This is a genomic window from Ramlibacter lithotrophicus (genome assembly GCF_012184415.1).
In the GTDB taxonomy this organism is placed as follows: domain Bacteria; phylum Pseudomonadota; class Gammaproteobacteria; order Burkholderiales; family Burkholderiaceae_C; genus Ramlibacter; species Ramlibacter lithotrophicus.
In genome coordinates this window covers 227,994-252,093 of record NZ_VTOX01000002.1, presented here as the reverse complement: position 1 = coordinate 252,093, position 24,100 = coordinate 227,994, and the positions used below count along the sequence as shown (strand labels likewise).

Below are 24,100 nucleotides of genomic sequence, written 5' to 3'. Positions count from 1 at the left end.
GGGCTAGCGCCCGGCCGCCACTTTGGCGATCTCGGCCCGGAACTCGCGCATCAGCGCCGCGCCGTCGAGCCCCTTGGCCTTCACTTCGTTGTACCAGGCCTGCTCGATCGGATCGACCTTGGCCTTGGCTTCGGCGACGAAGGCGGGGCTGGCGGTGCGCACGTCGATGCCGGCCGCCTTGATCTCCTTGAGGCCCGCCGCGTCGGCCGCATCCCACATCCGGCCGGCGAGCCGCGCGAAGTGTTCGCCGGAGACCTTGTCGATCGCGTCGCGGTCGGCCTTGGGCAAGGCGTTGTACTTCGCCTCGTTCATCATCATGACGAAACTGGTGTTGTACAGGCCGCCAGGCACCAGGGTGCCGTGCCTGATCAGGCTGGTGAGCTTGAAGCCGGTGATCGACTCGTTGGGGAAGAAGATGCCGTCGGCGACGCCGCTCTGCAGCATCTGGAACGATTCGCTCGATGGCTTGAGCAGCGGGCTGCCGCCCAGCGCGCGGGTGTAGTCGTTGACGATGCCGCCGCCCACGCGCACCTTCATGTTCTGCAGGTCGGCCACCGTGGTGACCGGCGTCTTGACGGTGTAGATCTGGCCCGGCCCATGCGAGAACACGCCGATCACCTTGACGCCCTTGTGCTCGCCGACCTTGGCCAGGTGGCGGTCGTGCATGCGCTGGTAGGCGACCGAGATCGCCTCGGCCGAATCGCCGAGGAAGCCGAATTCGGTCATCTTGGTGAGCACGAAGCGGCCCGGGGTGTAGCCGTGCACCGTGAACGAGACGTCGACGACGCCGTCCTTCACGGCGTCGAAGGTCTGCGGCGGCGCCACCGGCGCCTTGGGCAGCACGTTGAACTTGACGCGGCCCTGCGTCGCCTGTTCCACCTCCCTGGTCCAGGCGACCAGTCCATTCGCGGTGAGCGGGTGATTGGGCGGAACCCAGGACGATGCGGTGAGCACCGTCTGGGCGCCGGCCGGCGCGCTGCCCAACATGGCCGCCAGTGCGGCCGCTGCAAGAATCGAAAGCTTGTTCATGACATGTCTCCTGTTTTCTCTGTACGACCTACGGGAACTGCAAATGTGGTGCCGCCCCGGCCATCAGCCGGTGGCCACGAAGTCCGGACTTCTTTTCGCGAGGAAGGCGGCGATGCCTTCGCGCGCGGCCGGGGTGCAGGCCGCCGCGCCGAACGCGCGATAACCGATCTCCAGCGCGTCTCCGAGCGTCGTTGCGGCGGCGGCTTCGCGCACCGCCTGTTCGATCAGCGCCACGATCGCCGCGCTGCGCACGCCGGCCTCGGCCGCTGGCGCCGGCTCGAACGGCGGCACCGCCACCGGACCGTCGGGAATCGGGCGCACCGCGCCCGCCAGCGCGTGCACCCGCGCGACGGCGCGCGTGACCAGGTCCTGCCAGCCGTCGGCCAGTTCGTCGACGATCCCCAGCTCCTGCGCCTGCCCGGCGCGCAGCCGCTCGCCGCGCGTCAACATGCCGTGCAGCACGGCCGCGGCGCGCGGCCAGCGCCGGTACGGCACCACCATCGCGCCTATGCCCGGGACGATGCCCAGCCCGACCTCGGGCAACTGCATGACGGCGCGGCGGTCGGCCACGATGGCGTGGCAGCGCATCGCCAGCTCCAGCCCGCCGCCCAGCCCCATGCCGTTCAGCGCGGCGACCACCGGTTTGGGCGAGCGGTCCAGGTGCACCAGCAGGCGCGAGCAGTCGCGCGCGTACTGCGCGGCCGCGTCGGCATCGCCGAGCAGCGAAGGGAAGCGTCCGATGTCGGCGCCGGCGCAGAACGCCTTGGTGCCGTAGCCGACGATCACGAAACCGGCCACCCGCGGATCGGCCTCGTGGCGGCGGATCACGGCCAGGATCTCGTCGGTCATCTCGTCGTGCAAGGCGTTCAGCGCCTCGGGCCGGCGCAACGTGATCACCTTCACCCGGTCGACGTCGTCCACCAGCACATGCCGTTGGGCGGGCTGGTACTGCGGCAGCGGCCGGCCGGCCGAGGGCATGCCCGGGCGCTCGGCGGCAAAGCGCTGCAGCACCCGCGCGCACTCGGCCTCGCCCAGTTCCCGCATCAGCTCCAGCGGCCCTCGCTTGAAGCCCAGCGCGATGCGGCAACCCAGGTCCAGGTCGGCGGCGCCGCCTATGCCCCGGTCGAGGATGTCGACGGCCTGCGACAACAGCACGCCCAGCAGCCGGTCCCGCATTCGCCCGCGCAGCGCCGGCGGCACCTCGACCTGCCGTCCCGGCGCCACGGTGTGCCAGCGGTCCACCGAGCGGAAGATCGCGGCGGGGCGGTAGTGCTCGCCTTCCTCGTCGGCCTGCAGGTTGTTGGTCTCGACGATGATCGGGTTGCCGTGCGCGAGGTTCAGCACGAAGAACGGGCCGGCGTGCACGAATTCGCCTGCCACCGTGTCGACCTGTGCCGCCGTCGCGTCGGCCAGCAACAGCGCCGCCTCGTTGCACCAGTTGTCGAAGACGCGGTCCAACATGAAGCACGGTGCGTCGCTGGTCGCCAGCGGCAATTTGCCGGTGGCCGCGAACAGGTGGCGCAGCCAGGCGACAAGCGCAGCATCGGCGCCCGGCCAGTCGACGACCTCCACCGCCGGATTGCGCCAGGCCGGAGCGAAGAAATGGGTGACGGTGGCCCGTCCCGGGTGTTTCAGCTCGGCGAAGATGCGGGCCGCCGGCAGCGAACTGGTGTTGGAGGTGATGACGGCGTCGCTCGCGACGCGCGCTTCCACGTCGGCGAAGATGCGGCGCTTGAGCGCCAGGTCCTCGGTGGCCGCTTCCAGCACCCAGTCGCAGCCCACCAGCGCGCCATAGTCGGTGCTGCCCTCCAGGCCTGCCAGCGCCTGCCGCGCCTGTTCCGCGGTCATCTTGCCGCGCTGCACCGCCTTGTCGACATACCCCGCCAGGCGCGCCAGCGCGGCATCGATCGCCTCCTGCCGCACGTCCAGCAGCGTGACCTTCAGGCCCGGCAGCGCGGTCTTCAGGTAGTACGCGATGTCCGGCCCGATCGCGCCGGCGCCGATCACCGCCACATGGCGCGGCAGGGGCCGCGCCGGCGTTTCGAGCAGCGGGTTGGCGCGCGCGTTCATGCGATCACCCCCGCGGCGGCCAGTTCCTCGATCGCGGGGGGCGAGAGCCCCGCTTCCGCCAGCACCTCGCGCGTGTGCTGTCCGTATTTCGGCGCGAAGCCCAGCGTGCCCGGGGCGCCCGCCACGTCCACTGCCATCGGCTGCATGCGCAGCGTGCGGCCGTCCGGCATGGTCGTGCGCGTGAGCTTGTCGTGCAGCGCCGGCAGTTCGCTCGCCTGCCGGATGTCGTGGATGCGGGTGGCCGGGATGGTGGCGACCGCCAGGTCGGCCAGGAGATCGTCCACGGTGTGCTGCATGGTGACCGCGACCATGTCGCGCCTCAGTTGCTCGCGTCCGGCCTGGCGCCCTTCGTTGGTCTGGCGCGCCTCGCTCGCCACCGCTGCGAACTTCGGCATCGCCGTCAGGCGCCGCCACTGCACGTCGCTGCCGATCGCCAGGTAGACGTAGCCGTCGCGCGCCGGGTAGACGTTGGTGGGGATGAACTTGCGGTGTTCGTTGCCGGAGCGCGTGATCTCTTCGGGCTTGCAGCCGAAGTCGATCAGCGGCAGCAGCGTGATCAGCCAGGATGCGGCGGCCTGCAGCATCGAGACGTGGATCTCCTTGCCGGCGCCGGTTTCCTGGCGCTCCAGCAGCGCCAGCAGGACGCTCGAATACAGCTCGTCGCCGGCCTTCAGGTCGACGACCGGAATGCCGGTGAGCATCGGCGGACCGTCCTTGTCGCCGGTGACTTCCATGTAGCCGGCCATCGCCTGCAGCACCGGGTCGTAGCCCGGCGCGTCGGGGTACTCGGGCCCCATCGCCGAGATGGCCGCCCAGATCAGGCCGGGGCGGGCCCGGCGCAATGTCGCCGGGTCGATGCCCAGAGGCTCGTAACGCGACGGCAAGGTGTTGCAGCAGAAGACATCGACGTCCAGTTCGCGGATGAGGCGGGCGAGCAGGTCGCGGCCGCGCTGGTCCTTCAGGTTCAGCGCGATCGCTTCCTTGCCGACGTTGGGCGCGATGAAGTAGCTGCGCCTGTCGTCGTCGGCCACCCGCGATCCGATGTAGCGGTTGGGGTCCCCCGGCAGGCCGGCGCCGCCGACCGATTCGACGCGGATCACCCGCCACCCGAGCTGGGCAAAGCGCAGCGTCGCACTCGGCAGCGACAGCGCCTGCTCCATGGACAGCACGGTGCGCCGTTTCATGGTGCGTCCGTCAGCAAGAAGAAGATCGACAGCATGGTGGATGTCCGGTGTGGCATGTGGGCGCGCGCTCAGCCGCCCGCGATCGGCGGGGCCAGGATCACTTCGTCCTCGTCTCGCACCGGATCGTCCCGGCTGGCGTAGCGCAGGTTGACCGAGACCAGCACCACGTCGATGTATTCGAATGCGCTCCTGGAGCGTTCGTCGCGCGTCGGCAGCCAGTCGAGCAACATGCCCACGGTCCTGACGTCATCGGGCAGGACGACCTGTTCCGAGGAACAGCCCATGCTGTCCCGAAGCCAGGCGCAGTACCGCAGGTTCATCGCGCTCGAGCTCCGGCCTGGTGCATTTCAGTGCCTCGCTTCGTGGATGGCGCGGGCCACCGTTTCCGGCGACATCGGCGGATTGAAGATGCGGACCCCGCAGGCGTTGTACAGCGCGTTGGCAATGGCCGGCGCGATGACGATCGTGGGCAGCTCGGAGATGCCCTTGGCGCCGTAAGGCCCCTCGGCGCAATGGGTTTCGATGAAGTGCAGCTCGAGCGGCGGCATCTCCGGCGCCGTGACCAGCTTGTAATCGCGAAAACTCGGGTTCGTCAGCATGCCGTCGACGAGCCGCATGTTTTCGCTCAGGGCGTAACCGAGGCCGATCGCAATGCCGCCTTCGATCTGGCCCTCCAGGCCCATGCGGTTGATGATGCGCCCGACGTCCTGCGCCACCGTGATCCTGTCGACCTTGATCTCGCCGGTCAGCGTGTCGACGGTGATCTCCGCGACGTGCACCGCATGGGAATAGGCGGCAGAATGGTCGGACACGTGGGCCGCTCCTTCCGGCTCGCTCTTCGGCTCGTAGTAATCGGTGACCATCACCAGTTCCGGCTCGTCCTGGAAGTGCATGCGCCGCAGCAGGCGTTCGAGCTCGATCAGCGGCGTGCCGCACGCATCGCGCACGACGAAACCGCCGCGCAGTTCGAGCGTCTCCGCCGCTTCGCCGAGCATCTTTCCGGCGGCGGCCAGGATCTGCGCCTTGGCCTTGCGCGCGGCGCGGCGCGTCCCGTTGCCGGCGATGAAGGTGGTGCGCGAGGCATGGACGCCCACGTCCCATGGGGCGATGTCGGAATCGTTGTTGACGATGGTCACGTGTTCCAGCGGCACGCCCAGTTCCTCGGCGACGATCAGGGTGACCACCGCGTCTATGCCCTGGCCGATCTCGGAGGCGCCGGTGATGACGGTGACCCGGGCGTAGTCGTCCACCTTCAGGATGGTGCCTATGCCGTCGGACTTGTGGATCTTGGCGCCGCCGGCGTTGTGGATGGAGGAGGCCAGGCCGATGCCTTTCTTGTAGCGGCCGGGCTCGGCCCTGCGCGCCGCGTACTCCCTGCGCTTGCGGCTGTAGTCGCTGGCCTTCGCGGCGGTTTCCAGGCACTCCGCCAGCGCGCACTCGCGCAGGAAGGACTTCTGCGGGGTGTATTCGCCGGACTTCTGCGCGTTCTTCAGGTGGAAATCGAGCGGATCCATGTCCACCATGTCCGCCAGCATGTCCATCTGCTGCGCGGTGGCGTAGGTCGTCTGCACGTTGCCGTAGCCGCGGAACGAGCCGGCGTACGGGTTGTTGGTGTAGATCGCCTGGGCCTTGAAGTCGACCACGGGCACCCGATAGTGGCCCGAGGTGGTGCGCATCATGATGACCGGGATGGTCGGCCCCCACGAGGTGTAGGCACCGTTGTCCAGCACGACGTCGGCGGTGCGGAAGGTGAGCACGCCGTCGCAGGTGCAACCGGTGCGCATGTGGATGATCGCCGCCTGGCGCGTCGGCGAGGCCTTGAACTCCTCCTCGCGCGTGAAGGTGACCTTGACCGGGCGTCCGGTCTTCTTCGCCAGCAGGGCGGCGATCGGCTCGTAGGGATAGACGTCGAGCTTGGAGCCGAAAGCGCCGCCCACGGGTGGCTGGATGACCCGGATGTCGCCGGGATCCATGCCCAGGGCCGGCGCCAGGTCCATCTTGTAGTTGTAGGGATACTGGGTCTGGGTCCAGATCGTCAGCTTGCCCTTGTGGTCGAAGTCGGCGATGGCGCAGGAGGTGCCCATGCAGCAGTGCGTCACGTGGTGCGGCCGGAACACGCTATCGGCCACGAAGTCGGAGGCTGCTTCGGCCGCCGCCAGGTCGCCATGCTTGAACTCGAAATGCAGGCTCCGGTTGCCGGGAAAGTTGTCGTGGATCAGTGGCGCGCCTTCCCGCGCGCCGGCCTCCGGCGAGAAGACGCCCGGCAGGTCTTCGTACTCGACCTCGATCAGTTCCAGGGCGCGGCGGGCGATCTCTTCCGTCTCCGCCGCGACCGCCGCGACCTCGTCGTGCTCGCAGCGCACCTTGTCCTTGAGCGCGACGTTGTCGCGCGAGAAGCCGAACTTGAGGCCGGCGGCGTCCTTGCCGGTCAGCACCGCGTGCACGCCGGGCAGCTTCTCCGCCGCATCGGTGGCGATCCGGACGATCCTGGCGTGGGGCCGGCCGGCGAACAGCACCTTCGCCGTAAGCATCTGCGGCAACACCATGTCGTTGATGTAGCGCGTCTTGCCGGTGGCCTTCTCGGGCGCGTCGGGTTTCCGGACGCGCTGGCCGATCAGGGTCTGCCTGGCGATGGGTGTGCCGATGGCGTCTCGTTTCATGGGGTTGAACTCCTTGGGGCTCAGCCGCGGCCGCAGCACCGGTTCTTCTCGACCACGGTTTCCACCGCGTCCAGCACCTTGGTGTATCCGGTGCAGCGGCAGAGATTGCCCTCCAGGCCGCGTTGCGCCTCTGCTCGCGTCAGGTCCGGATTGCCATCGATCAGGGACTCGGCCTGCATGATCATCCCGGGCATGCAGAAGCCGCATTGCACGGCGCCGTGGTCGACGAAAGCCTGCTGGACCGGATGCAAGCCCTGGGGCGTGCGCAGTCCCTCGATCGTCACGACGTCGCGTTCGTCGCAATCGACGGCGTACATCAGGCAGCTGTTGACGGTCTTGCCGTCGACCTTGATGGTGCAGGCCCCGCACTCGCCCTCGCCGCAGGCATATTTGGTCCCGGTCAGGCCGAGGAGGTCGCGCAACATGGCGAGCACCTTCATGGTGACCGGCACCTTCAGGCTGGTCTCGCGGCCATTGAGCCGGAAGCGGATCTCAGTTTCCACGGACTTCATGCAGCACCTCTTCGACGAAGACACGAGCGAGATGGCCGCGGTACCACGCACTGGCACGCACGTCATCGATGGGTTTGACGTCGTCGGTCGTCGCGGCGACGGCGGCGGCGATGGTCGCGGCGTCCAGCGGCTTGCCTTCGAGCGCGGCCTCGACATGGCGCGCGCGCAAAGGCGTTGGCGCCACCGATCCCATGGCGACACGTGCCTCGCTGAGCCTGCCTCCGGCGACACGGGCGCCGATGGCGACGGAGACGGTGGAGATTTCGAGCGCAGGCCGCGGACCTGACTTGCGGAACCTGGCGACGAAATCGGCCGCGGGCCGGGCGAACACGACGGCCTTGAGCAACTCCTCGGGCCGTTTGACGGTCTTGCCGGGGCCGACGAAGAACCGTTCCAGCGCGACGCGCCGCGTCTGCACCGCACCGTCCTGCCAGCACGCCAGTTCGACCCAGGCACCCAGCACCAGCAGCGGCGGGATCATGTCGCCGGCCGGCGAGGCGTTGCAGATGTTGCCGCCCACCGATGCGGCGTTGCGGATCTGCTCGCTGGCGAAATGCTCGGCCGCCTCGACCAGCACGGGAGCGATCCGCGCCAGCCCGGGGTCGCGGCGGATCTCGGTGATGGTCGTTGCGGCGCCGATCCGGACCTCGTCGCCCTCCGCGGCTATGCCGCCCAGGCCGGCGACGCGACGGATGTTCAGCAGCTTGGCCCGGTAGCGCCGCGTCCCCGATTCGGTCTGCGGCGCGAGATCCGTGCCGCCGCAGAGCACCGTGGCATCTCCATCGGCCATTGCCTGCAAGGCCTCGTCCAGGCGGCGAGGCGCCAGATACGCGGTGACCTCGTGCAGGGGTCGCGCCCGGTCCTGGCCGGCGGCACGGGCGGGGCCCGACGGTGCCAGAGCGGTTTCCATGGAACTCATCAGGTCGTCCTTCCATTCAGTTGGGGACAGAGCGCTGAAGACCTGTCCCGCAAGCAATCAAAATCGCACCGGTTCGCGGTAGCGGCCGAAGACGGCCACCAGTTCCTTGGTCATCTCGCCCACGCTGGCGTAGGCCTGGACGGCCTCCACCAGCGCCGGCATCACGTTGCGGCCTGCCTGCGCTTCGGCGCGCAGCGTCGCCAGCGCGGCGCGCACGCGCTGCGCGTCGCGCTCCGAGCGCACCTGCCGCAAGCCTTCCACCTGGGTGCGGGCGCCTTCCTCGTCGTACGGATGGAACTCGACCGGGTGCTCGTCCTCCTGCTCGTTGCGCCAGCAGTTCACGCCGACCTTGCGGAACGCGCCGGAATCGATGTCGCGCTGCCGCGCATAGGCCTGGGCCGACACCTGCGACTGGATCGAACCTTCGGAGACCAGCTTGACGATGCCGCCGCGGGCGTCGGTCTCGGCCATGATCCGCTCCATGCTGGCGCGCATCTCGTTGGTGAGCGTCTCGACGTAGAACGAGCCGCCCAGCGGGTCGACGGTCTCGGTGAGCCCCATCTCCTCGATCAGCAATTGCATGGTGCGCAGCGACAGCCGCGCCGAGTACTCGGTGGGGATCGTGTACGCCTCGTCGTAGGAGCACAGCGCCATCGTCTGCGTGCCCGACAGGGCGGCGATCAGCGCGTAATAGGCGCCGCGCACGATGTTGACCTCGGGCTGCTCGAAGGTGAGGCCGCCGCCTCCGCCGCCGGCGATCATGCGCAGCCACATCGACCCCGGCTCCTGCGCCTGGTACTGCTCCTTCATGATCTTCGCCCACAGGCTGCGGCCGGCACGGAACTTGGCGACCTGCTCGAAGATGTTGCCGAAGATGTTGAAGTTGTACGACAGGCGGCCCGCGAATTCGTCCACCGACAGGCCGCGGGCGATCGCCTCGTCGGCATAGGCCTTGGCGATGCAGAAGGCCCAGGCCATCTCCTGGGCCGGGGTCGCGCCCGATTCCCGGATGTGGTAGCCGCACACCGACACCGGGCTGTACTTGGGCGCGTGCTTCGCGCAGTACTCGATGGTGTCGCCAACCAGCCTGATCGACGGCTCCACCGGGAAGATCCAGGTGCCGCGGCCGATGAACTCCTTGAGGATGTCGTTCTGCGCCGTGCCGCGCAGCCTGGCGACGTCGTAGCCGCGCTTTTGGGCCATCGCGAAGTACATCGCGATCAGGATCGCCGCGGCGCCGTTGATCGTGAGCGACACCGTGATCTTGTCCAGGTCGATGCCGTCGAAGGCCACTTCGAAGTCGCGCAGCGTGTCGATCGACATGCCGACCCGCCCGACCTCGCCCTCGGCCAACGGGTCATCGGAATCGAGTCCGACCTGGGTCGGCAGGTCGAACGCCACGTTCAGGCCGGTCTGTCCGTTGGCGATCAGGTACTTGAAGCGCTGGTTGGTCTCGCGCGGATTGCCGAAGCCGGCGTACTGGCGCATGGTCCACGGCTGCTTGCGGTACATCAGCGGGTGGATGCCGCGCGTGAACGGGTACTGCCCCGGGTCGCCCAGCATCGACAGGCCGCCGCTGGCCGCGACGTCGGCCGCCGTGTAGAGCGGCCTGACCTCGATGCCCGATTCGTTGTACACGGCCTTGACCGTGGGTGAGGCACGGTCGTTCATCGCACGTTCTCCCTGACGTAGGCGGTGATGGCATCCAGCCTCGAGCCGGTGGGGAAGATGCCCTTGAAGCCGAGTTCGCGCAGTTGCTCGTGGTCCTGCTTCGGCAGGTTGCCGCCGATCATCCAGAGCTTGTCGCCGAGCTCGTTGGCCTCCAGCAGGCCTTTCAGCTTGCGGCAGAACGGCAGGTGCGACCCGGCCAGGCTGGACAGCGCGATCACGTCGACGTCCTCTTCCAGCGCGATGCGCGCCACCTGCTCGGGCGTCTGGCGCAAGCCGGTGTAGATCACCTCGAAACCGGCGTCCATCATGGCGCGCACCACCACCTTGGCGCCCTGGTCGTGGCCGTCGAGCCCCGGCTTGGCGAGCAGCACGCGGATGCGTTTGTCCTGGGTCACGACAACTCCTTCGCGATGATCAGCTTCAGGATTTCGCTGGTGCCGCCGCCGATCAGGGTGAAGCGCACGTCGCGCAGGTAGCGCTGCACCGGGTACTCCATGGCGTAGCCGTAGCTGGCGAACACGCGCGCCGCCTGGTCGCAGATGCGGGCGGCGGCCTCGGTGGCGTGCAGCTTGGCCATCGCCGCTTCCTTGTGGTGCGGCCGGCCGGCGCTGTGCAGCCAGGCGGCGTAGTACACGAGGTGGCGGGCCGACTCCAGCTCGGTCGCCATCTCGGCCAGCTTGAACTGGATCGCCTGGAAGCGGTTGATCGCCTTGCCGAACTGCTGGCGCTCGGCCGCGTAGCGCACGCTTTCGGCCAGCGCCGCGCGCGCCACTCCCAGCGCCATGGCGCCGGTGATGATCCGGATCTCGGCCAGCGTCTTGCGCAGGTGCGCCTCGCCGTCGCCTTCTTCGCGCGACAGCCGGTGCGAATCGGGCACGAAGCAGTCTGTGAACGCCACTTCCGACGTGGGAAGCGCCCACACGCCCATCTTGTGGATGGCGCGGCCGACGGCCAATCCCTCGAACTGCCGTTCCACCAGGAAGATGGTGAGCTTGCGCTCGTCGCCGGCCCGCGCGAAGACGGTGAAGAAATCCGCCACCGGCGCGGCGGTGATCCAGGTCTTGCGCCCATCGAGCACATAACCACCGTCAACCTTGCCGGCCCGGGTGGCGATGCCGCCGAGGTCCGAGCCGGCGCCGGGCTCGGTCATGCAGATCGCGCCGATCTTCTCGCCCTTGAGCGCCGGCTTGAACAGCCGCTCGACGATGGCCGCGTCGCCCAGCATGTGCAGGAACTTGGTGCCCATCAGCGATTGCATCGCGGCCGCGCCGGCCAGCGACATCGAGCCGCGGGCGATCTCCTCCAGCGCCAGCGCGAACTCGATCAGCCCCAGGCCCGAGCCGCCGGCGTCCTCGGGATAGCGCAGGCCGAAGAAGCCGAGGTTGGCCAGCTGGTCCATCAGCGCTCGCGGGTAGGCGTGCGCTTCGTCGAGGGCGGCGGCTTGCGGCGCAACCGCCTCGTCCACGAAACGCGCGAACGCGTCGCGGATCGCGCGCTGCTCGTCGGTGAGGTCGAAGTTCATGACCCCGCCAGCTCCGCTTCGCTCATGCCGTAGTCGCGCATCGCGGCTTCCCGGCTGATCACGCCGTTGCGGACTTCGTCGGCGAGGACCTGCCGGTCCCGCAGCTTCGGGTCGCCCCAGCCGCCGCCGCCGCTGGCGACCTGGTGGTAGATCGTCCCGCGCGGCACGCCGGTGATCAGGTCCTTGTTGCGCGGCACCACCTCGCGGCCGTCCGGATACGTCAGGCGGATGAAATTGAGCCCCGCGCCCTCGCCGCCGGCCAGGCCGAACGCGCCCTCGAAATCGCCGTCGCCGAACGTGACGAGCTGCGTGTCGTCCGAGCCGATCTCGAAGATGGTCTCCACCCCCAGCCCGCCGCGCCACTGGCCGGCGCCGGCCGAGTCGGTCAGCAGCTCGTGGCGGACCAGCCGGTGCGGCGTCTGCTGCTCGAACATCTCGTAGTCCTGGTCGAGGACGCCACCGGACGCGTCGATCATCCCGATGTGGTCGTAGCCGTCGCAGCCGCGCATCGCGCCCGAGCCGCCCTTGAGGCCCATGAAGCCGATGTCGACGTACTTCTCGCCTGTGCGCGGATCGATCCCGGTGGTCAGCGACGCCAGCAGGTTGTTCCACCCCGCCGTCACCCGGTCCGGCAGCACGGGACTCAGCGCTCGCTGGATCGCGTCGGCGTTGGGCGGGCACAGGTGGTTGCCGAAGGTAGTGGCCTTGGGATAGGCGGCGTTGAGGATCGTGCCTTCCGGGATCACGATCTCGATCGGCTCGACCATCCCTTCGTTGTGCGGGATGTCGGGATTGACCATCTGTAGCAGCGTCAGGATGGTCGCCGACGCGCTCGAGGTGAACGTGCCGTTGACGAAGCCGTTGGTCTGCGCGTCGGTGCGCGAGTAGTCGAACTTGATGCGCTTGTCCTGGACGTCGATGTCGACCCGGATCGTGAAGGTGCTGCCTTCGTGCCGGCCATCGTAGAAGACCCGGCCTTCGCCGCTGTAGCGGCCGTTGGGAATCTTGGCGATCTCGGCTTCCATCATTCGGCGCGTGGCGTCGAACAGCGCCTCCTTGTGGGCGCGGTAGCTCGCCAGGCCGTATTTCTTCAGCAGTTCCAGCAGCCGCCGCTCGCCGACGGTGCAGGCGCCCATCTCGGCCTTCATGTCGTGCTGCACGATGTCCAGCCGCACGTTGGCGAAGATCAGGTTCCACACGTCCTGGCGCAGCTTGCCGCGGTCGACGATCTTCACCGCGGGAATGCGAAGCGCCTCCTGCCAGACTTCCACCGCGTTGGGGTTGTAGCCGCCGGCCACGGCGCCCCCGATGTCGGCCTGGTGGCCTTTCACCGCGGTCCAGCCGGCCAGTTCGCCGTCGAAGAACACCGGCTTGAACACCGCGACGTCGTTGTTCTGGTTGCCAAGCGAGAAAACGTCGTTGTGGAAGAAGACATCGCCTTCGTGGATGTCGCCGTCGAACAGCTTCCGGATGTGCTTGCACACGGGCGCCAGCGAGAACGCCAGGATCGGCAGGTTCTCCGTCTGCTCCAGCATCCGGCCGTCCTCGTCGTACAGGCCGGTGACGTAGTCCTTGGCCTCGCACAGGATCGGCGAGCGCGTGGTCTGCTCCATCGAGATGCTCATCTCGTCGGTGATGGCCTTGAAGGTGCGGGCGTACACCGACAGCAGGATCGGGTCGATCTTCATGCGACCACCTCTTCGGCCCGGATGCACGACGCGACCAGCTCCTCCCGGCCTTTGGCGAACAGCACGAACGAGCCCAGCGCGTCGACCACGCAGTCGAAGCCGGCGCTGACGAAGATCGCCGTCGTTTCGAGTTCGATCACGGCCGGGCCGTCGACGCGGTTGCCGTGGCGCAGCCGGTCGCCGGCATAGACGGGGACTGGCGCGAAGGCGCGAGTCTCGGGCAGATACACGGCGCGCCTGCCCTTGACGGCGCCGGAGCCGTCGGACCCGGCCCAGGGTTCGGCGCGCGACACCGGCTTGTCGGTCTCGCCGATCACCTGCACCCGCACGTTGATGATCTCCACCGGCGAGCCCTCGCGCTCCAGGCTGTAGCCGTACAGGCGATGGTGCTCGGCATGGAAAGCCTGCGCGATGGCGAGCGCATCGCCCGCCGCGACGGCGGCGCGCGGCACCTTGACGCTGACCTCGTGGTACTGCTTGACGTAGCGGCAGTCCAGCGTCACCTCGCAGCGGCGGCGCGGCCGCGGGACGCCCTCGGCCTCGAGCTGGCGCTCGCCTTCGCCCGCCATGTCCTCGATCACGCCCGACAGCCGCTGCCAGTCGGCGGCGTCCAGGCGGCTGACGAAGGTGCGCACGAAGTCGTGCCTCAGCTCGCACATCAGCATGCCGAAGGCGCACAGCACCGACGCCTCGCGCGGGACCAGTTGCAGCGGGATCTCCAGCTCCTGCGAGATCAGGCAGGCGTGGATCGGCCCGGCGCCGCCGGCCGGGATCACCGGGAACTCGCGCGGATCGAAGCCGCGCTTGATGGTCACCTCGCGGATGCCTTGCGCCATGTTGTTGCAGGCCACGCGGTACATCCCGGCAGCGGCTTCCTCGATGGAGAGCCCCATCGGTTGCGCGATGTGCCGTTCGATGGCGCGGCGCGCTGCTTCCAGGTCGAGCCGGATCCGGCCGCCGGCGAAGTAGGCCGGGTCCAGGTAGCCCAGCACCAGGTTGGCGTCGGTCGTGGTGGGAAGCTGGCCGCCGCGGCCGTAGCAGGCCGGCCCCGGATCGGCGCCGGCGCTCTGCGGGCCCATGCGCAGCATGCCGCCTTCGTCGATCCAGCCGATCGAGCCGCCGCCGGCGCCTATGGTGTGGATGTCCAGCATCGGCAACGCGATCTTGTGGCGCGCGATTTCGCCGTCGTTCTTCACCAGGGGCGTCGTCACCGCGACGGAAGCCTCGAAGCTGGTGCCGCCCATGTCGGTGGTGATGCAGCGGTCGTGGCCGTGCGCGGCGACGTAGTGCAGGCCCGCGCCCGGTCCGCCTGCCGGGCCGGACAGCAAGGTCAGCGCCGCCTTGGCGCGCGCCAGCGCCGGCGAGATCACGCCGCCGTTCGACTGCATGATCAGCAGCACGCCCCGGAAACCGATCTCCTGCAGCCGCCCGGCGAGCTGGTCGAGGTAGTGCCCCAGCAGCGGCCCGACATAGGCGTTCAGCGCCGTGGTCGAGACCCGCTCGTAGAAGCGGATCGAAGGCAGCACCTCGGTCGACACCGAGAGGTAGGCGCCCGGCATTTCGCGGCGCACCAATTCGGCGGCGGCCTGCTCCTGTGCGGGGTTGGCGAACGAGTTCATGAAGCAGATCGCCACCGCCTGCACCCGCTCGCGCTGGAACAGGCCGATCGCCTCGCGCACGGCGTCCAGGTCCAGCGGGCGGGCCTCCTTGCCGTCGCGGTCGAGGCGGCCCGGGATGCCGCGGCGCCGGGCCCGCGGCACCAGCGGACGCACGTTCGTGGCCCGGTTGTTGTACTGCTCCTCGCGGATCCCACGCCGCATCTCCAGTGCGTCGCGCACGCCTTCGGTGGTCAGCAGGCCGCACTTCGCGCCGCGCGAGGTCAGCGTCGCGTTGGTGGTCACCGTGGTGCCATGCACGATGGTGTCGATCGCCGCGGCCAGTTCGCCCAGTGCCAGCGGCGGGTCCATCGCTGCTGCGATGTCGGCCAGGCCATTGACGACGGCGATCGACGGATCGCCCGGAGTCGACAGTGTCTTGAAGATGCGCGGCGGCGCGCCGTCGCGGGCGACCACGAAATCGGTGAAGGTGCCACCCACGTCGATGCCGATCTTGAGCGTCATGACGTGGCCCCGGCGGTGGTCCGTGGCGTGACGAGCTCCGCTGCGCGGGCGGCGACGAGCTGGCGCACGGCTTCCTTGCGCACCTTGCCCAGCGCGGTCTTGGGCAGTTCGGGCACCAGCAGCACCTGCTTGGGATGCTTGTAGCGCGCCAGCCGGCCGTCGAGCAGCGCCAGAACGCCTTCGGCGTTCAGCGCCCCGGGCTCCCGGGCCGCGACGACGGCCACGACCCGCTCGCCCCAGCGCGGGTCGGGCACGCCGACCACGGAGGCTTCGGCCACGCGGGCGGATTCGAGCAGCAGGTTCTCGATCTCGGCCGGCGCGATGTTCTCGCCGCCCGAGATGATCATGTCGGTCTTGCGGCCGTCGACCCACAAGCAGCCGTCGGCGTCGAGGTGGCCGATGTCGCCGCTGTGGAACCAGCCGCCGGCCAGCGCCTTGGCGCTGGCTTCGGGCCGCCGCCAGTAACCGAGCATGACGTTGGGGCCGCGCACCAGGATCTCGCCCGGCTCGCCTTGCGCGACTTCGCGATCGGCCTCGTCGACGATGCGCAGGTCGCAGTGGGCCGCCGCGCGTCCGGTGGAACCGGCCTTGCGCCGCGCGTCCTCGGGCCGCAGGCAGGCCGCGATCGGGCTGGTCTCGGTCGAGCCGTAGATCTGCACCAGCGGAATGCCGCGCTCGTGCACCGCCCGGATCACGTGCTGCGGCACGATGGTCGATCCGGTGGTGATCATGCGCAGGCTCGACAGGTCGGCCTGCGCCCAGCGCGGATGCGCCATCATCACCGTGAGCTGCGCCGGCACCAGCACCGTGAGCGTTACGTGCTCGCGTTCGATCGCGTCGAAGGTCGCGTCGGCATCGAACTTCGGGTGCAGGACGACGGTGGCGCCGCTGCGCAGCGCCGGCGTCGTCTGGTTGTTCAAGCCGCCGACGTGGAACAGCGGCAGCGTCGTCAGCACCACGTCCTGCGCCGTCATCCCATGCAGCTGCACGCTGTGGTCGGCGTTGGCGGCCAGGGCCTGCTGCGACAGCAGCACGCCTTTGGGCGTGGCGGTGGAGCCCGACGTGTAGCAGATCAGCAATGGCGTTTCGGGTCCCACGTCCGCGTCGATCGGCGGCGCGCCGACGGCTCGCGCGAGGAAGTCGCCGTAGCGCAGCCAGCCGGCCGGCGGCGTGCCGTTCAGAGCCACCGGCGTCGCGCCCGGTTGCGCGGCCGCCAGGCTCGCACCCTGCGCCAGGAAGCCCTCGCCGACGAACAGCAGGTCGGGCGGACAGTCAGCGAGCATCTGCTGCTGCTCCGGCACGGCGAGCCGCCAGTTCAGCGGCATGAAGAGCGCACCGACCCGCGCGCAGGCGAAGAGCAGGGCGATCGTGGCCGGTCCGTTCAGGTCGAGGAGCGTGACGCAACTGCTGCGCCCGACGCCGCTGGCGGCGAGCGCCGATGCGAGCCGGTTCGCCTCGGCGGCCAACTCCGCATAGGTCCAGTCGCGCGTGCCGGCGCGGATCGCCACGCGGTGCGGCGCGCGCCCCGCCACCTGCCCCAGCCAGTCCGCCAGCGCTTCAGGCATCGCAGACCTCGAGGACCAGCGCCATCGCCGTGTCGCCCGCGGCGCAGCCGGTGAACAGGCCCCAGCCGCCGCCGCGCAGCGCCAGTTCCTCGATCAGCTCGATGATCGCGCGGGTTCCCATCGGCGCCTGCGGATGGCCCCACACCAGCGAGCAGCCGAAGTTGTTCATGGTCCGCCAGTCCACGCCGTTTTCCTTCGCGAAGAGCAGGTCGTTGATCGCGAACGGGTTGTGGGTCTTGATCGCCGTCATCTGCTCGACGCGCTTGCCGGCTTGCGCCAGCGCGCGCTGCGCCGCCGGCACCGTGGCTTCGGGCATGTACGCAAGTGCCGCCCGGGCCTGGCCGAAGCCGCGCAGCCGCACGGCGATCTTCGGGTTGGCGGCGAGCTCGCGCGCCCGATGCCGGGTGGTGAGCACGATCGCCGCGTTGCCGTCGGCCGGATGCGTCTGACCGCCGAAGGTGACGGTGCCGCCGGGCAGCACCGGCTTGAGTTTCGCGAGGCCTTCGGCCGTCGACTGCGACACGCCTTCGTCGCCTTCCAGGATGCCGGCCGTCTTCTTGTAGCCCGGCGCCGGCACTTCGAACGGCAGGGTCATGAAGCGGCGCAGGAAGGCCGCGCCGTCGGCCAGCGCCTCGCGGTACTGCTCTTCGCGGCGCAGCACGACCTCGTGCTGCTCGGCGGTGGTGAAACCGTGCTTCTTCGCCACGTTCTCCGCGGTCGCCAGCATCGAGTGGCCGCCCAGCGGGTCGCAGCCGAAGTTGTCCATCACCCAGTCCTCGGCGGCGCCGGTGCCGCCGGGGCCGCGCGGGTTGGGGTAGTACAGGTGCGGGCCGTTCGACGTGCGGTCACAGTTGAGGACCAGTGCCGTGGTGGCAAGGCCGACCTCGATCTCCTGGGCCCCCGCGAGCAGACTGCGCACGCCGGTGGCACAGGCTTGCATCAGCGTCGGACCGCCGACGCCGGTTGCGCCGACCAGCCCGGTGAGCCAGGGCAGGCCGAAGAACGAGTGCTTCTGCGGCACCGAGAAGCCCAGCACGCCGTAATCGAAGACCTGGGGGTCGATCTTGCGCCGCGCGAGTTCCAGCCGCGCCACGTGGGCCGCGAACTCGACGCTGTGCAGGTTGGCGAAGGAGCCTTGCCACCGCGTGAACGGCGTGCTCCAGTAGGCGCCGTAGGGGATTTCTGCCTGGTAGTCCATTACGCTGCGTCCTTGTCGAGCCCCGAGGCCCGGATGAATGCCTTCTTTGCCTGCCGCAGGTTCTCGTGCATGGCGGCTGCGGCTGCGTCGCCATCGCCCTTGGCCAGTGCCATGGCGATCTGCTTGAGGCCCTTGAGCACGATCCAGCGCACCTTGGGATCGCCCAGGGTCATGGCGCGGATGTGCTGCATGTGGTCGGAGTACTGCTCGACCACCCGCACCAGCCGCGGATTCGGCACCAGCGCCAGCCACGCCACGCGGAACGCAGCCGCCGCTTCACGGAAGGTTTCGGCGTCGTCGGCCTTGTGGGCGGCCACCGCCGCCGCCAGCGCTTCGTCGATGGGCGCGCGCACGGCGCGGTCGGCCGCCGCCGCGGCGACGGCGCGCAGCGCTTCCGGCTCGATCAGGAAGCGCACCTCGTAGATGTGGTCGACGTCGGCCAGCGTGAGCTCCGGCACGGAAAAGCTGCGGCCGTCCGCGTTCAGTAGGCCCTGGCTGGCCAGCCGCATCATGGCCTCGCGCACCGGCGTGCGCGACACCCCCAGCATCTCGGCGACGTGCACTTCCTGCAGCGGCTGGCCGGGCGCGACGGCGCCGCTGCGCAGGTATTGCTGCAGGGAGGCATAGACCAGGTCGCCCAGGGCGACCGGACGCTTGACGGGATTCAGGAGCGGGGGCAAGGCGGGACCTCGGTGGCCGGCGGGCGGCGCTGTTGTTGGCGTACTGCACTCTGTATACAGAGCACCGTCGCGGTCAACGGAGGTAGTCCGCGGTCGCGAAGGATGTTTGATCTGGCGCAAACCCGCGCTGCCGCCCTTGCGGGCCGAAAGACCACGGCGGCCCCGCTGGCGTTCCCGGCCGGCCAAGGCCGTGCGAGAATGGCGACGCTCCGGGGTGTACGCGCAGCGTGCTGAGAGAAACCCGTGAACTTGAACCGGTTCATACCGGCGGAAGAAGAGCCTCTTGCCTGGCCGGGCATCCACCGCGCCGGGGCTGCCTTCGGAGCACCTGACCCGTGGTCGCGAAGGAAGCCCGATGAAACCAGCCCCCCACTTCCAGTACCCGCGCGTGCTGTCGATCGCCGGCTCCGACAGCGGCGGCGGCGCCGGTATCCAGGCCGACCTGAAGACCATCGCGGCGCTCGGCTGCTACGGCATGACGGCGATCACGGCGCTCACCGCGCAGAACACCACCGGCGTGCGCGCCATCCACGGCGTGCCGCCTCAGATGCTCGCCGACCAGATCGACGCGGTGGTGGAGGACATCGGCGTCGACGCCGTGAAGATCGGCATGTTGCACGCTCCCGAGATCGTGCGCACCGTGGCTGCCGCCATCGAGCGCCATCGCCTGCAGCGCGTCGTGCTGGACCCGGTGATGATCGCCACCAGCGGCGCGGTGCTGATCGGCGAGGACGCCGTTTCGGTCCTGGTGCGCGAGCTCTTTCCGAAGGCGCTGGTGATCACGCCCAACCTGGACGAAGCGGCGCTGCTGGTGGGCCGGCCGCTGGGCAACGAAGCCGACATGGAAGCTGCGGCGCGCCAGTTGCTGGAGATGGGCGCCCCGGCGGTGCTGGTCAAGGGCGGGCACCTGACCGGCGACATCGTGAGCGACCTGCTGCTGGAACGCGATGGCGAGCCATGCTGGATGCGTGGCGCGCGCATCCACAGCCCCAACACCCACGGCACGGGCTGCACCTTGTCGAGCGCGATCGCGTCGCATCTGGCGCTCGGTACGGCGTTGCCCGAAGCCGTGCAACGCGCGCGCGAGTACGTGCGCGGCGCGCTGCAGGCGGGTGCCGACGTGCGCACCGGCGCCGGCAGCGGCCCGCTGAATCACTCGTGGGCGCCGCAGGCCATGCACCTGCGGCCGCTGGCCTGAGGCGCGCCATGGCCGCATCGCCCGCCACGTCGCAGATGATCGCGGACCTGCTCGCCTTCATCGCGCAGGATGGTTGCAGCGACGCGGACTTCGACACGATGGCGTTGCGGGTGTTCGCGCACCAGCATGCTTGCAACGAGCCGTTCCGCCGCTTCTGCCAGGCGCGCGGCGTCACGCCGCGCAAGGTGAAAGGCTGGCGCGAGATTCCGGCGGTGCCGATCGACGGCTTCAAGGACCTGACGCTCAGCTGCGAGCCGACAGCCGGCTGCGAGCGCGTGTTCATGACCAGCGGCACGACCCGCGGAGAGCTGAAGGGCCGCAACTGGCACCCGGATCTCTCGGTGTGGAACGCGTCGTTTCGCGGCAACTTCGAACGGCGCTTCATGCAAGGCGCCGGGCGCATCCGCATGGGGATCCTGTTCCCGGACGAGGCGGCGATGCCCAATTCGTCGCTGGCGCATTACCTGCAGTACGCGCTGCAGGAGTTCGGCGCGGCGGGCAGCGCGCACTTCGTCGGCGCGCAGGGGCTTGACACCTCCGGCGTCACCGAAGCGCTGGCGCAGGCGCAGCGCAGCGGCGAGCCGTATGCGCTGCTGGGCGCGAGCTACAGCTTCGTGCACCTGATGGACGAACTGAAGGCGGCCGGCCGCGAATTCCGGTTGCCCGCCGGCAGCCGCATCCTGGACACCGGCGGCTACAAGAAGCAGTCGCGCCAGCTCGACTTCGAGGAGTTCTACGACTCGCTGGCGCAGGCGTTCGGCGTGCCGCGCGAGCGCTGCATCAACATGTACGGCATGACGGAGCTGAGCAGCCAGTTCTACGACGACGGCAACGCCGTGGTGCCGTCGGTGAAATCGGGGCCGCACTGGATCCGCTCGCGGGTGGTCGATCCGCTCACCGGCCGCGAAGTGGCGTCCGGCGAGCGCGGCATCCTGGTGCACTGCGACCTGGCCAACTACAACTCGGTCACCACCATCCTGACCGAGGACGTCGGCGTGGCGACGGCGAACGGCTTCCTGCTGCTGGGGCGTGCGCAAGGCGCCCAGGCCAAGGGTTGCTCGCTCGCCGTCGAGGAATTCCTGAAGGCGGCCGCATGAACGGGCGCCGCGTCACCGCGGGCTGGCTCCCTGGCCTGGCCGCCCACGAGGTGCAGTGGCATGCGCTTGGCTTCGGCAGCGGCGTGGAGCGCGTCGAAGTTGACGTGCCGGTGCTCACCGGCGAGCAGATGCGCGCGCTGGCGCGGCGGGTGAGGGCGGCAGCGCGCGAGCACCTGCAGCCCTTGCCGGTGTCGGAAATCATCGCGATCGTCGACCGTGCCGTCGCGCGCCTGCTCGACCCAGCGGATCCGTATCGGCAGCAAGCCGAGCGGCTGCTGCCCGCGGTCACGGGCTACGACGCGGAGATGGTGCGGCTGGGCCTCGCGTCCTACCTCAGGACCTTCCGCGCGCCGCAACTGCATCGCTTCGTCGCCGAGGACTTCGCCAATCCCAAGGTGCTCGACGAATTCCAGCCGGCCGCGAAAGGCGGCGCCGTCCGCGCCTTCGGCCCGGCGCTGCTGGTGCACAACTGGGCCGGCAACGTACCGGCGCTGCCGCTGTGGAGCCTGGTGTGCGGGCTGCTGGTCAAGGCCGGCAACGTCGGCAAATTGCCCAGCGCCGAGCCGCTGTTCGCGAGCCTGTTCGCGCGACTCCTGGCCGAGGTGCATCCGCCGCTCGCCGAATGCTTCGCCATCGTCTGGTGGAAAGGCGGAGCGGACGCCGGTGCGGCCTCGGCGCTGTTCGGCGAGGCCGACACCGTGCTGGCTTATGGCAGCAACCACGCGGTGGACGAAGTGCGCAGGCAGTTGCCGGTCACGACCCGCTTCCTGCCGTATGGCCACAAGCTGGGGTTCGGACTGGTCTCCCGCGCGGCGCTCGACACGCAACGGGCGCCGGCGACGGCGCGCCTGGCGGCCCACGACATCGTGCGCTGGGAGCAGCAAGGCTGTTATTCGCCGCACCTGTTCTACGTGGAGCGGGGCGGGCGCGTGGCGCCGCGCGAGTTCGCGCAGTACCTGGCCGGCGAACTGGCCAACCTGCAGCGGCGCCATCCGCGCCGCGCCCTGGCGCTGGAGGACGCGCAGGCGATCGCCGGCTGGCGCCAGTCGGCGGAATTGCGGGCGCTGTCCGCCGCCGGCTTCGAGCTGCTGGGCGGAGAACAAGCGCAGTGGGCCGTCGCCTGTGCCGACGCGCCTCAGCCGCTGTCGCCCACCGCCGCGCACCGCTGCATCCAGGTGGTGGCGGTCGATCGACTCGACGAGGTGGTCGCGCTGGTCGAGCCGCATGCGGCCTTCCTGCAGACGGCCGGTGTGGCGGCCGAGCCGGGGGAGTTGTTCCGGATCGCGGCGCTGCTGGGACGCGCCGGGGTCACCCGCGTCGCGGCGATCGGTTCGATGACGGCGCCAGAGGCCGGCTGGCACCACGACGGCCGCTTCAACCTGCTGGACCTGGTGCGCCTGGTGGAGATCGAGCAGTCCGCCGAACGCGCGGCCGATCGCTTTGCGCCGTACGCGCAGGAGGACCAGGGGTGACGTTCCTCGCGATGCGGCAGGTGGGCTACACCTTTCCCGGCTGGCCGCCGGTGGTGCAAGGCGTCGACTGGGACGTCGGCGAAGGCGAGTTCCACTGCCTGGTGGGTCGCAGCGGCTGCGGCAAGACCACGCTGCTGAAGCTCGCGGCGGGGCTGTTGCATCCCGACCAGGGACACATCACCTTCCAGGACGCCGAGCTGCGTGCGCCCGGGCCCCGCCTCGGCTTCGTCTTCCAGTCTCCGACGCTCCTGGAATGGCACCGTGTCCTGGACAACGTGCTGCTGCCGGTGTCGCTGCAGCACCGGCCGACGCCGGCCGAAACGGAGCGCGCGCAGCAGTTGCTCGCCCAGCTGGGGCTGGCTGCGCATGCCGGTCACTATCCGCGCCAGTTGTCGGGCGGGCAGCAAAGCCGCGTCGCGCTGGCGCGGGCGCTGATCCTGGAGCCGGCGCTGCTGCTGCTGGACGAGCCGTTCGCGGCACTGGACGCGATCACGCGCGAGGAACTGCAGGACGACCTGCTGCACATGTGCCGCGAGCGCCGCACCACGGTGCTGTTCGTCACCCACGACATCGCCGAGGCGGTGTACCTCGCCGATCGCGTGGCGGTGATGGATGCGGGGCGCATCGTGGAGCACATCGGCGTCGACCTGCCGCGCCCGCGCGGCGCCGCCACCCGCACCAGCGAGGGCTTCGTGCACCGCTGCGCACAGGTGCGACTGGCGATGCACATGGACATGGTGGCGGCATGAACGGCACCGCACTGCGCCTGGGTTCGCTGCTGCTGCTGGCTACGCTGCTGGCGGCTTGGGAAGTCGCGTCGCGGTTCCTTGGCCTCTCGGCGCTGGTACTGCCCGCCCCCTCCCTGGTGGCGAAGTCCCTGTGGAACGGCCTCGCCAGCGGCTATTTCTGGCCGCACATCCGCGCCACCGCCACGGAACTGGTGCTGGGCCTGGCGACCGGCTGCGTCATCGGCTTCGCGGCCGGCGTCGCGATGGCGGAATCGCGGCTGTTGCGCGGGCTGCTGATGCCATACGTGGTGGTGAGCCAGGTCGTCCCGAAGCTGGCGCTGATGCCGCTCTTCATCGTGTGGTTCGGCTTCGGCATGACGTCCACCGTCGTCATCACGGCCCTGATCTGCTTCTTCCCTTTGATGGAGAACACGCTCACGGCGCTGCAGCAGGTGCCGGCCGAGCGGCTGGAACTGTTCCGGATGCTGGGTGCGACCCGCACCCAGACCCTGTGGCGGCTCAAGCTCCCGTCCGGCCTGCCGGGCATCCTCGCCGGCCTTCGCGTCGCCGTGGTCCTGGCGCTGGTCGGCGCCGTGGTCGGCGAGTTCATCGCCGCCGGCAAGGGTCTCGGTGCGCTGGTCATCGCCTCGCAAGGGACGATGGACACGCCGCTGATGTTCGCCGTGCTGGTCCTCATCGCCGTGCTGGGCATGCTCGTGTACCAGGCCACGGTCGTCCTGGAGCGCTGGCTCCTGCTTCCCTATACCCGCGTTTCCTGAAAGAGCCC

General features: G+C 69.5%; 20 protein-coding genes and 1 riboswitch. Of the genes, 5 read left to right on the top strand and 15 right to left on the bottom strand.

Annotation, left to right across the window (positions count from 1 at the left end):
* Window positions 1–3: 3 nt before the first annotated feature.
* The 15 genes from RAMLITH_RS07265 to RAMLITH_RS07195 form a co-directional block, all read right to left on the bottom strand.
* On the bottom strand, window positions 4–1,029 hold the full coding sequence (locus tag RAMLITH_RS07265) for a TRAP transporter substrate-binding protein (protein ID WP_168106717.1): 1,026 nt from the start codon (window positions 1,027–1,029) through the stop codon (window positions 4–6).
* Between the two features lie 63 nt (window positions 1,030–1,092).
* The gene (locus RAMLITH_RS07260; protein ID WP_168106716.1) at window positions 1,093–3,099 is read right to left on the bottom strand and encodes a 3-hydroxyacyl-CoA dehydrogenase/enoyl-CoA hydratase family protein; all 2,007 of its coding nucleotides are present in this window, start codon (window positions 3,097–3,099) and stop codon (window positions 1,093–1,095) included.
* Window positions 3,096–4,283, bottom strand: coding sequence for a CaiB/BaiF CoA transferase family protein (locus RAMLITH_RS07255; protein WP_168106715.1), 1,188 nt, complete (start codon window positions 4,281–4,283; stop codon window positions 3,096–3,098). Before RAMLITH_RS07255 ends, RAMLITH_RS07260 begins: the two co-directional genes overlap by 4 nt.
* A gap of 68 nt (window positions 4,284–4,351) precedes the next feature.
* Window positions 4,352–4,603: a MoaD/ThiS family protein gene (locus tag RAMLITH_RS07250; RefSeq protein WP_168106714.1), complete on the bottom strand. Its 252-nt coding sequence runs from the start codon at window positions 4,601–4,603 to the stop codon at window positions 4,352–4,354.
* Between the two features lie 27 nt (window positions 4,604–4,630).
* Window positions 4,631–6,943, bottom strand: coding sequence for a xanthine dehydrogenase family protein molybdopterin-binding subunit (locus RAMLITH_RS07245; protein ID WP_168106713.1), 2,313 nt, complete (start codon window positions 6,941–6,943; stop codon window positions 4,631–4,633).
* Window positions 6,944–6,963: 20 nt separating this feature from the next.
* Window positions 6,964–7,455, bottom strand: a complete 492-nt coding sequence (locus RAMLITH_RS07240) for a (2Fe-2S)-binding protein (protein WP_168106712.1) — start codon at window positions 7,453–7,455, stop codon at window positions 6,964–6,966.
* Window positions 7,436–8,374 (bottom strand): FAD binding domain-containing protein, encoded by a 939-nt coding sequence (locus RAMLITH_RS07235; RefSeq protein WP_202883245.1) that lies wholly within the window; start codon window positions 8,372–8,374, stop codon window positions 7,436–7,438. Before RAMLITH_RS07235 ends, RAMLITH_RS07240 begins: the two co-directional genes overlap by 20 nt.
* Window positions 8,375–8,431: 57 nt before the next feature.
* Entirely contained in the window at window positions 8,432–10,045 is a 1,614-nt protein-coding gene (locus tag RAMLITH_RS07230) for an acyl-CoA mutase large subunit family protein (protein WP_168106711.1), read from the bottom strand.
* Window positions 10,042–10,440 carry a cobalamin-dependent protein gene (locus RAMLITH_RS07225; RefSeq protein WP_168106710.1) on the bottom strand — a complete coding sequence of 133 codons (399 nt, stop codon included), beginning with the start codon at window positions 10,438–10,440 and terminating at the stop codon, window positions 10,042–10,044. The genes RAMLITH_RS07230 and RAMLITH_RS07225 overlap by 4 nt, the downstream gene beginning before the upstream one ends.
* Entirely contained in the window at window positions 10,437–11,567 is a 1,131-nt protein-coding gene (gene iaaF, locus RAMLITH_RS07220) for a benzylmalonyl-CoA dehydrogenase (protein ID WP_168106709.1), read from the bottom strand. Before iaaF ends, RAMLITH_RS07225 begins: the two co-directional genes overlap by 4 nt.
* Entirely contained in the window at window positions 11,564–13,255 is a 1,692-nt protein-coding gene (locus tag RAMLITH_RS07215; protein ID WP_168106708.1) for a hydantoinase B/oxoprolinase family protein, read from the bottom strand. Before RAMLITH_RS07215 ends, iaaF begins: the two co-directional genes overlap by 4 nt.
* Window positions 13,252–15,375: a hydantoinase/oxoprolinase family protein gene (locus RAMLITH_RS07210; RefSeq protein ID WP_168106707.1), complete on the bottom strand. Its 2,124-nt coding sequence runs from the start codon at window positions 15,373–15,375 to the stop codon at window positions 13,252–13,254. The genes RAMLITH_RS07215 and RAMLITH_RS07210 overlap by 4 nt, the downstream gene beginning before the upstream one ends.
* Entirely contained in the window at window positions 15,372–16,940 is a 1,569-nt protein-coding gene (locus tag RAMLITH_RS07205) for a class I adenylate-forming enzyme family protein (protein ID WP_168106706.1), read from the bottom strand. Before RAMLITH_RS07205 ends, RAMLITH_RS07210 begins: the two co-directional genes overlap by 4 nt.
* A complete protein-coding gene (locus RAMLITH_RS07200; protein WP_168106705.1) occupies window positions 16,933–18,138 on the bottom strand; it encodes a thiolase family protein in 1,206 nt (401 codons plus the stop codon). The genes RAMLITH_RS07205 and RAMLITH_RS07200 overlap by 8 nt, the downstream gene beginning before the upstream one ends.
* Window positions 18,138–18,818 carry a GntR family transcriptional regulator gene (locus RAMLITH_RS07195; RefSeq protein ID WP_168106704.1) on the bottom strand — a complete coding sequence of 227 codons (681 nt, stop codon included), beginning with the start codon at window positions 18,816–18,818 and terminating at the stop codon, window positions 18,138–18,140. The genes RAMLITH_RS07200 and RAMLITH_RS07195 overlap by 1 nt, the downstream gene beginning before the upstream one ends.
* Window positions 18,819–19,018: 200 nt before the next feature.
* A riboswitch (TPP riboswitch) is annotated at window positions 19,019–19,111 on the top strand.
* Between the two features lie 62 nt (window positions 19,112–19,173).
* Between RAMLITH_RS07195 and thiD the strand changes: the two genes are divergently transcribed.
* The 5 genes from thiD to RAMLITH_RS07170 are packed head-to-tail and all read left to right on the top strand — an operon-like array spanning window position 19,174 to window position 24,092.
* Window positions 19,174–20,016 carry a bifunctional hydroxymethylpyrimidine kinase/phosphomethylpyrimidine kinase gene (thiD, locus tag RAMLITH_RS07190; RefSeq protein ID WP_168106703.1) on the top strand — a complete coding sequence of 281 codons (843 nt, stop codon included), beginning with the start codon at window positions 19,174–19,176 and terminating at the stop codon, window positions 20,014–20,016.
* An 8-nt stretch (window positions 20,017–20,024) separates the two neighbouring features.
* A complete protein-coding gene (locus RAMLITH_RS07185) occupies window positions 20,025–21,113 on the top strand; it encodes a LuxE/PaaK family acyltransferase (RefSeq protein ID WP_168106702.1) in 1,089 nt (362 codons plus the stop codon).
* Window positions 21,110–22,585 (top strand): acyl-CoA reductase, encoded by a 1,476-nt coding sequence (locus tag RAMLITH_RS07180; RefSeq protein ID WP_168106701.1) that lies wholly within the window; start codon window positions 21,110–21,112, stop codon window positions 22,583–22,585. The genes RAMLITH_RS07185 and RAMLITH_RS07180 overlap by 4 nt, the downstream gene beginning before the upstream one ends.
* Before the next feature lie 11 nt (window positions 22,586–22,596).
* Window positions 22,597–23,334 carry an ABC transporter ATP-binding protein gene (locus tag RAMLITH_RS07175; RefSeq protein ID WP_168107190.1) on the top strand — a complete coding sequence of 246 codons (738 nt, stop codon included), beginning with the start codon at window positions 22,597–22,599 and terminating at the stop codon, window positions 23,332–23,334.
* Window positions 23,331–24,092, top strand: a complete 762-nt coding sequence (locus RAMLITH_RS07170; RefSeq protein ID WP_168106700.1) for an ABC transporter permease — start codon at window positions 23,331–23,333, stop codon at window positions 24,090–24,092. Before RAMLITH_RS07175 ends, RAMLITH_RS07170 begins: the two co-directional genes overlap by 4 nt.
* The last annotated feature ends 8 nt before the right edge of the window (window positions 24,093–24,100 follow it).

Coding starts and splice junctions, on each gene's coding strand:
- iaaF (WP_168106709.1), bottom strand. CDS start 11,567: ATGAACTTCGACCTCACCGACGAGCAGCGCGCGATCCGCGACGCGTTC.
- RAMLITH_RS07185 (WP_168106702.1), top strand. CDS start 20,025: ATGGCCGCATCGCCCGCCACGTCGCAGATGATCGCGGACCTGCTCGCC.
- RAMLITH_RS07205 (WP_168106706.1), bottom strand. CDS start 16,940: ATGCCTGAAGCGCTGGCGGACTGGCTGGGGCAGGTGGCGGGGCGCGCG.
- RAMLITH_RS07245 (WP_168106713.1), bottom strand. CDS start 6,943: ATGAAACGAGACGCCATCGGCACACCCATCGCCAGGCAGACCCTGATC.
- RAMLITH_RS07230 (WP_168106711.1), bottom strand. CDS start 10,045: ATGAACGACCGTGCCTCACCCACGGTCAAGGCCGTGTACAACGAATCG.
- RAMLITH_RS07240 (WP_168106712.1), bottom strand. CDS start 7,455: ATGAAGTCCGTGGAAACTGAGATCCGCTTCCGGCTCAATGGCCGCGAG.
- RAMLITH_RS07255 (WP_168106715.1), bottom strand. CDS start 4,283: ATGAAACGGCGCACCGTGCTGTCCATGGAGCAGGCGCTGTCGCTGCCG.
- RAMLITH_RS07180 (WP_168106701.1), top strand. CDS start 21,110: ATGAACGGGCGCCGCGTCACCGCGGGCTGGCTCCCTGGCCTGGCCGCC.
- RAMLITH_RS07265 (WP_168106717.1), bottom strand. CDS start 1,029: ATGAACAAGCTTTCGATTCTTGCAGCGGCCGCACTGGCGGCCATGTTG.
- RAMLITH_RS07170 (WP_168106700.1), top strand. CDS start 23,331: ATGAACGGCACCGCACTGCGCCTGGGTTCGCTGCTGCTGCTGGCTACG.
- RAMLITH_RS07210 (WP_168106707.1), bottom strand. CDS start 15,375: ATGACGCTCAAGATCGGCATCGACGTGGGTGGCACCTTCACCGATTTC.
- RAMLITH_RS07260 (WP_168106716.1), bottom strand. CDS start 3,099: ATGAACGCGCGCGCCAACCCGCTGCTCGAAACGCCGGCGCGGCCCCTG.
- RAMLITH_RS07200 (WP_168106705.1), bottom strand. CDS start 18,138: ATGGACTACCAGGCAGAAATCCCCTACGGCGCCTACTGGAGCACGCCG.
- RAMLITH_RS07215 (WP_168106708.1), bottom strand. CDS start 13,255: ATGAAGATCGACCCGATCCTGCTGTCGGTGTACGCCCGCACCTTCAAG.
- RAMLITH_RS07235 (WP_202883245.1), bottom strand. CDS start 8,374: ATGAGTTCCATGGAAACCGCTCTGGCACCGTCGGGCCCCGCCCGTGCC.
- RAMLITH_RS07175 (WP_168107190.1), top strand. CDS start 22,597: ATGCGGCAGGTGGGCTACACCTTTCCCGGCTGGCCGCCGGTGGTGCAA.
- RAMLITH_RS07250 (WP_168106714.1), bottom strand. CDS start 4,603: ATGAACCTGCGGTACTGCGCCTGGCTTCGGGACAGCATGGGCTGTTCC.
- thiD (WP_168106703.1), top strand. CDS start 19,174: ATGAAACCAGCCCCCCACTTCCAGTACCCGCGCGTGCTGTCGATCGCC.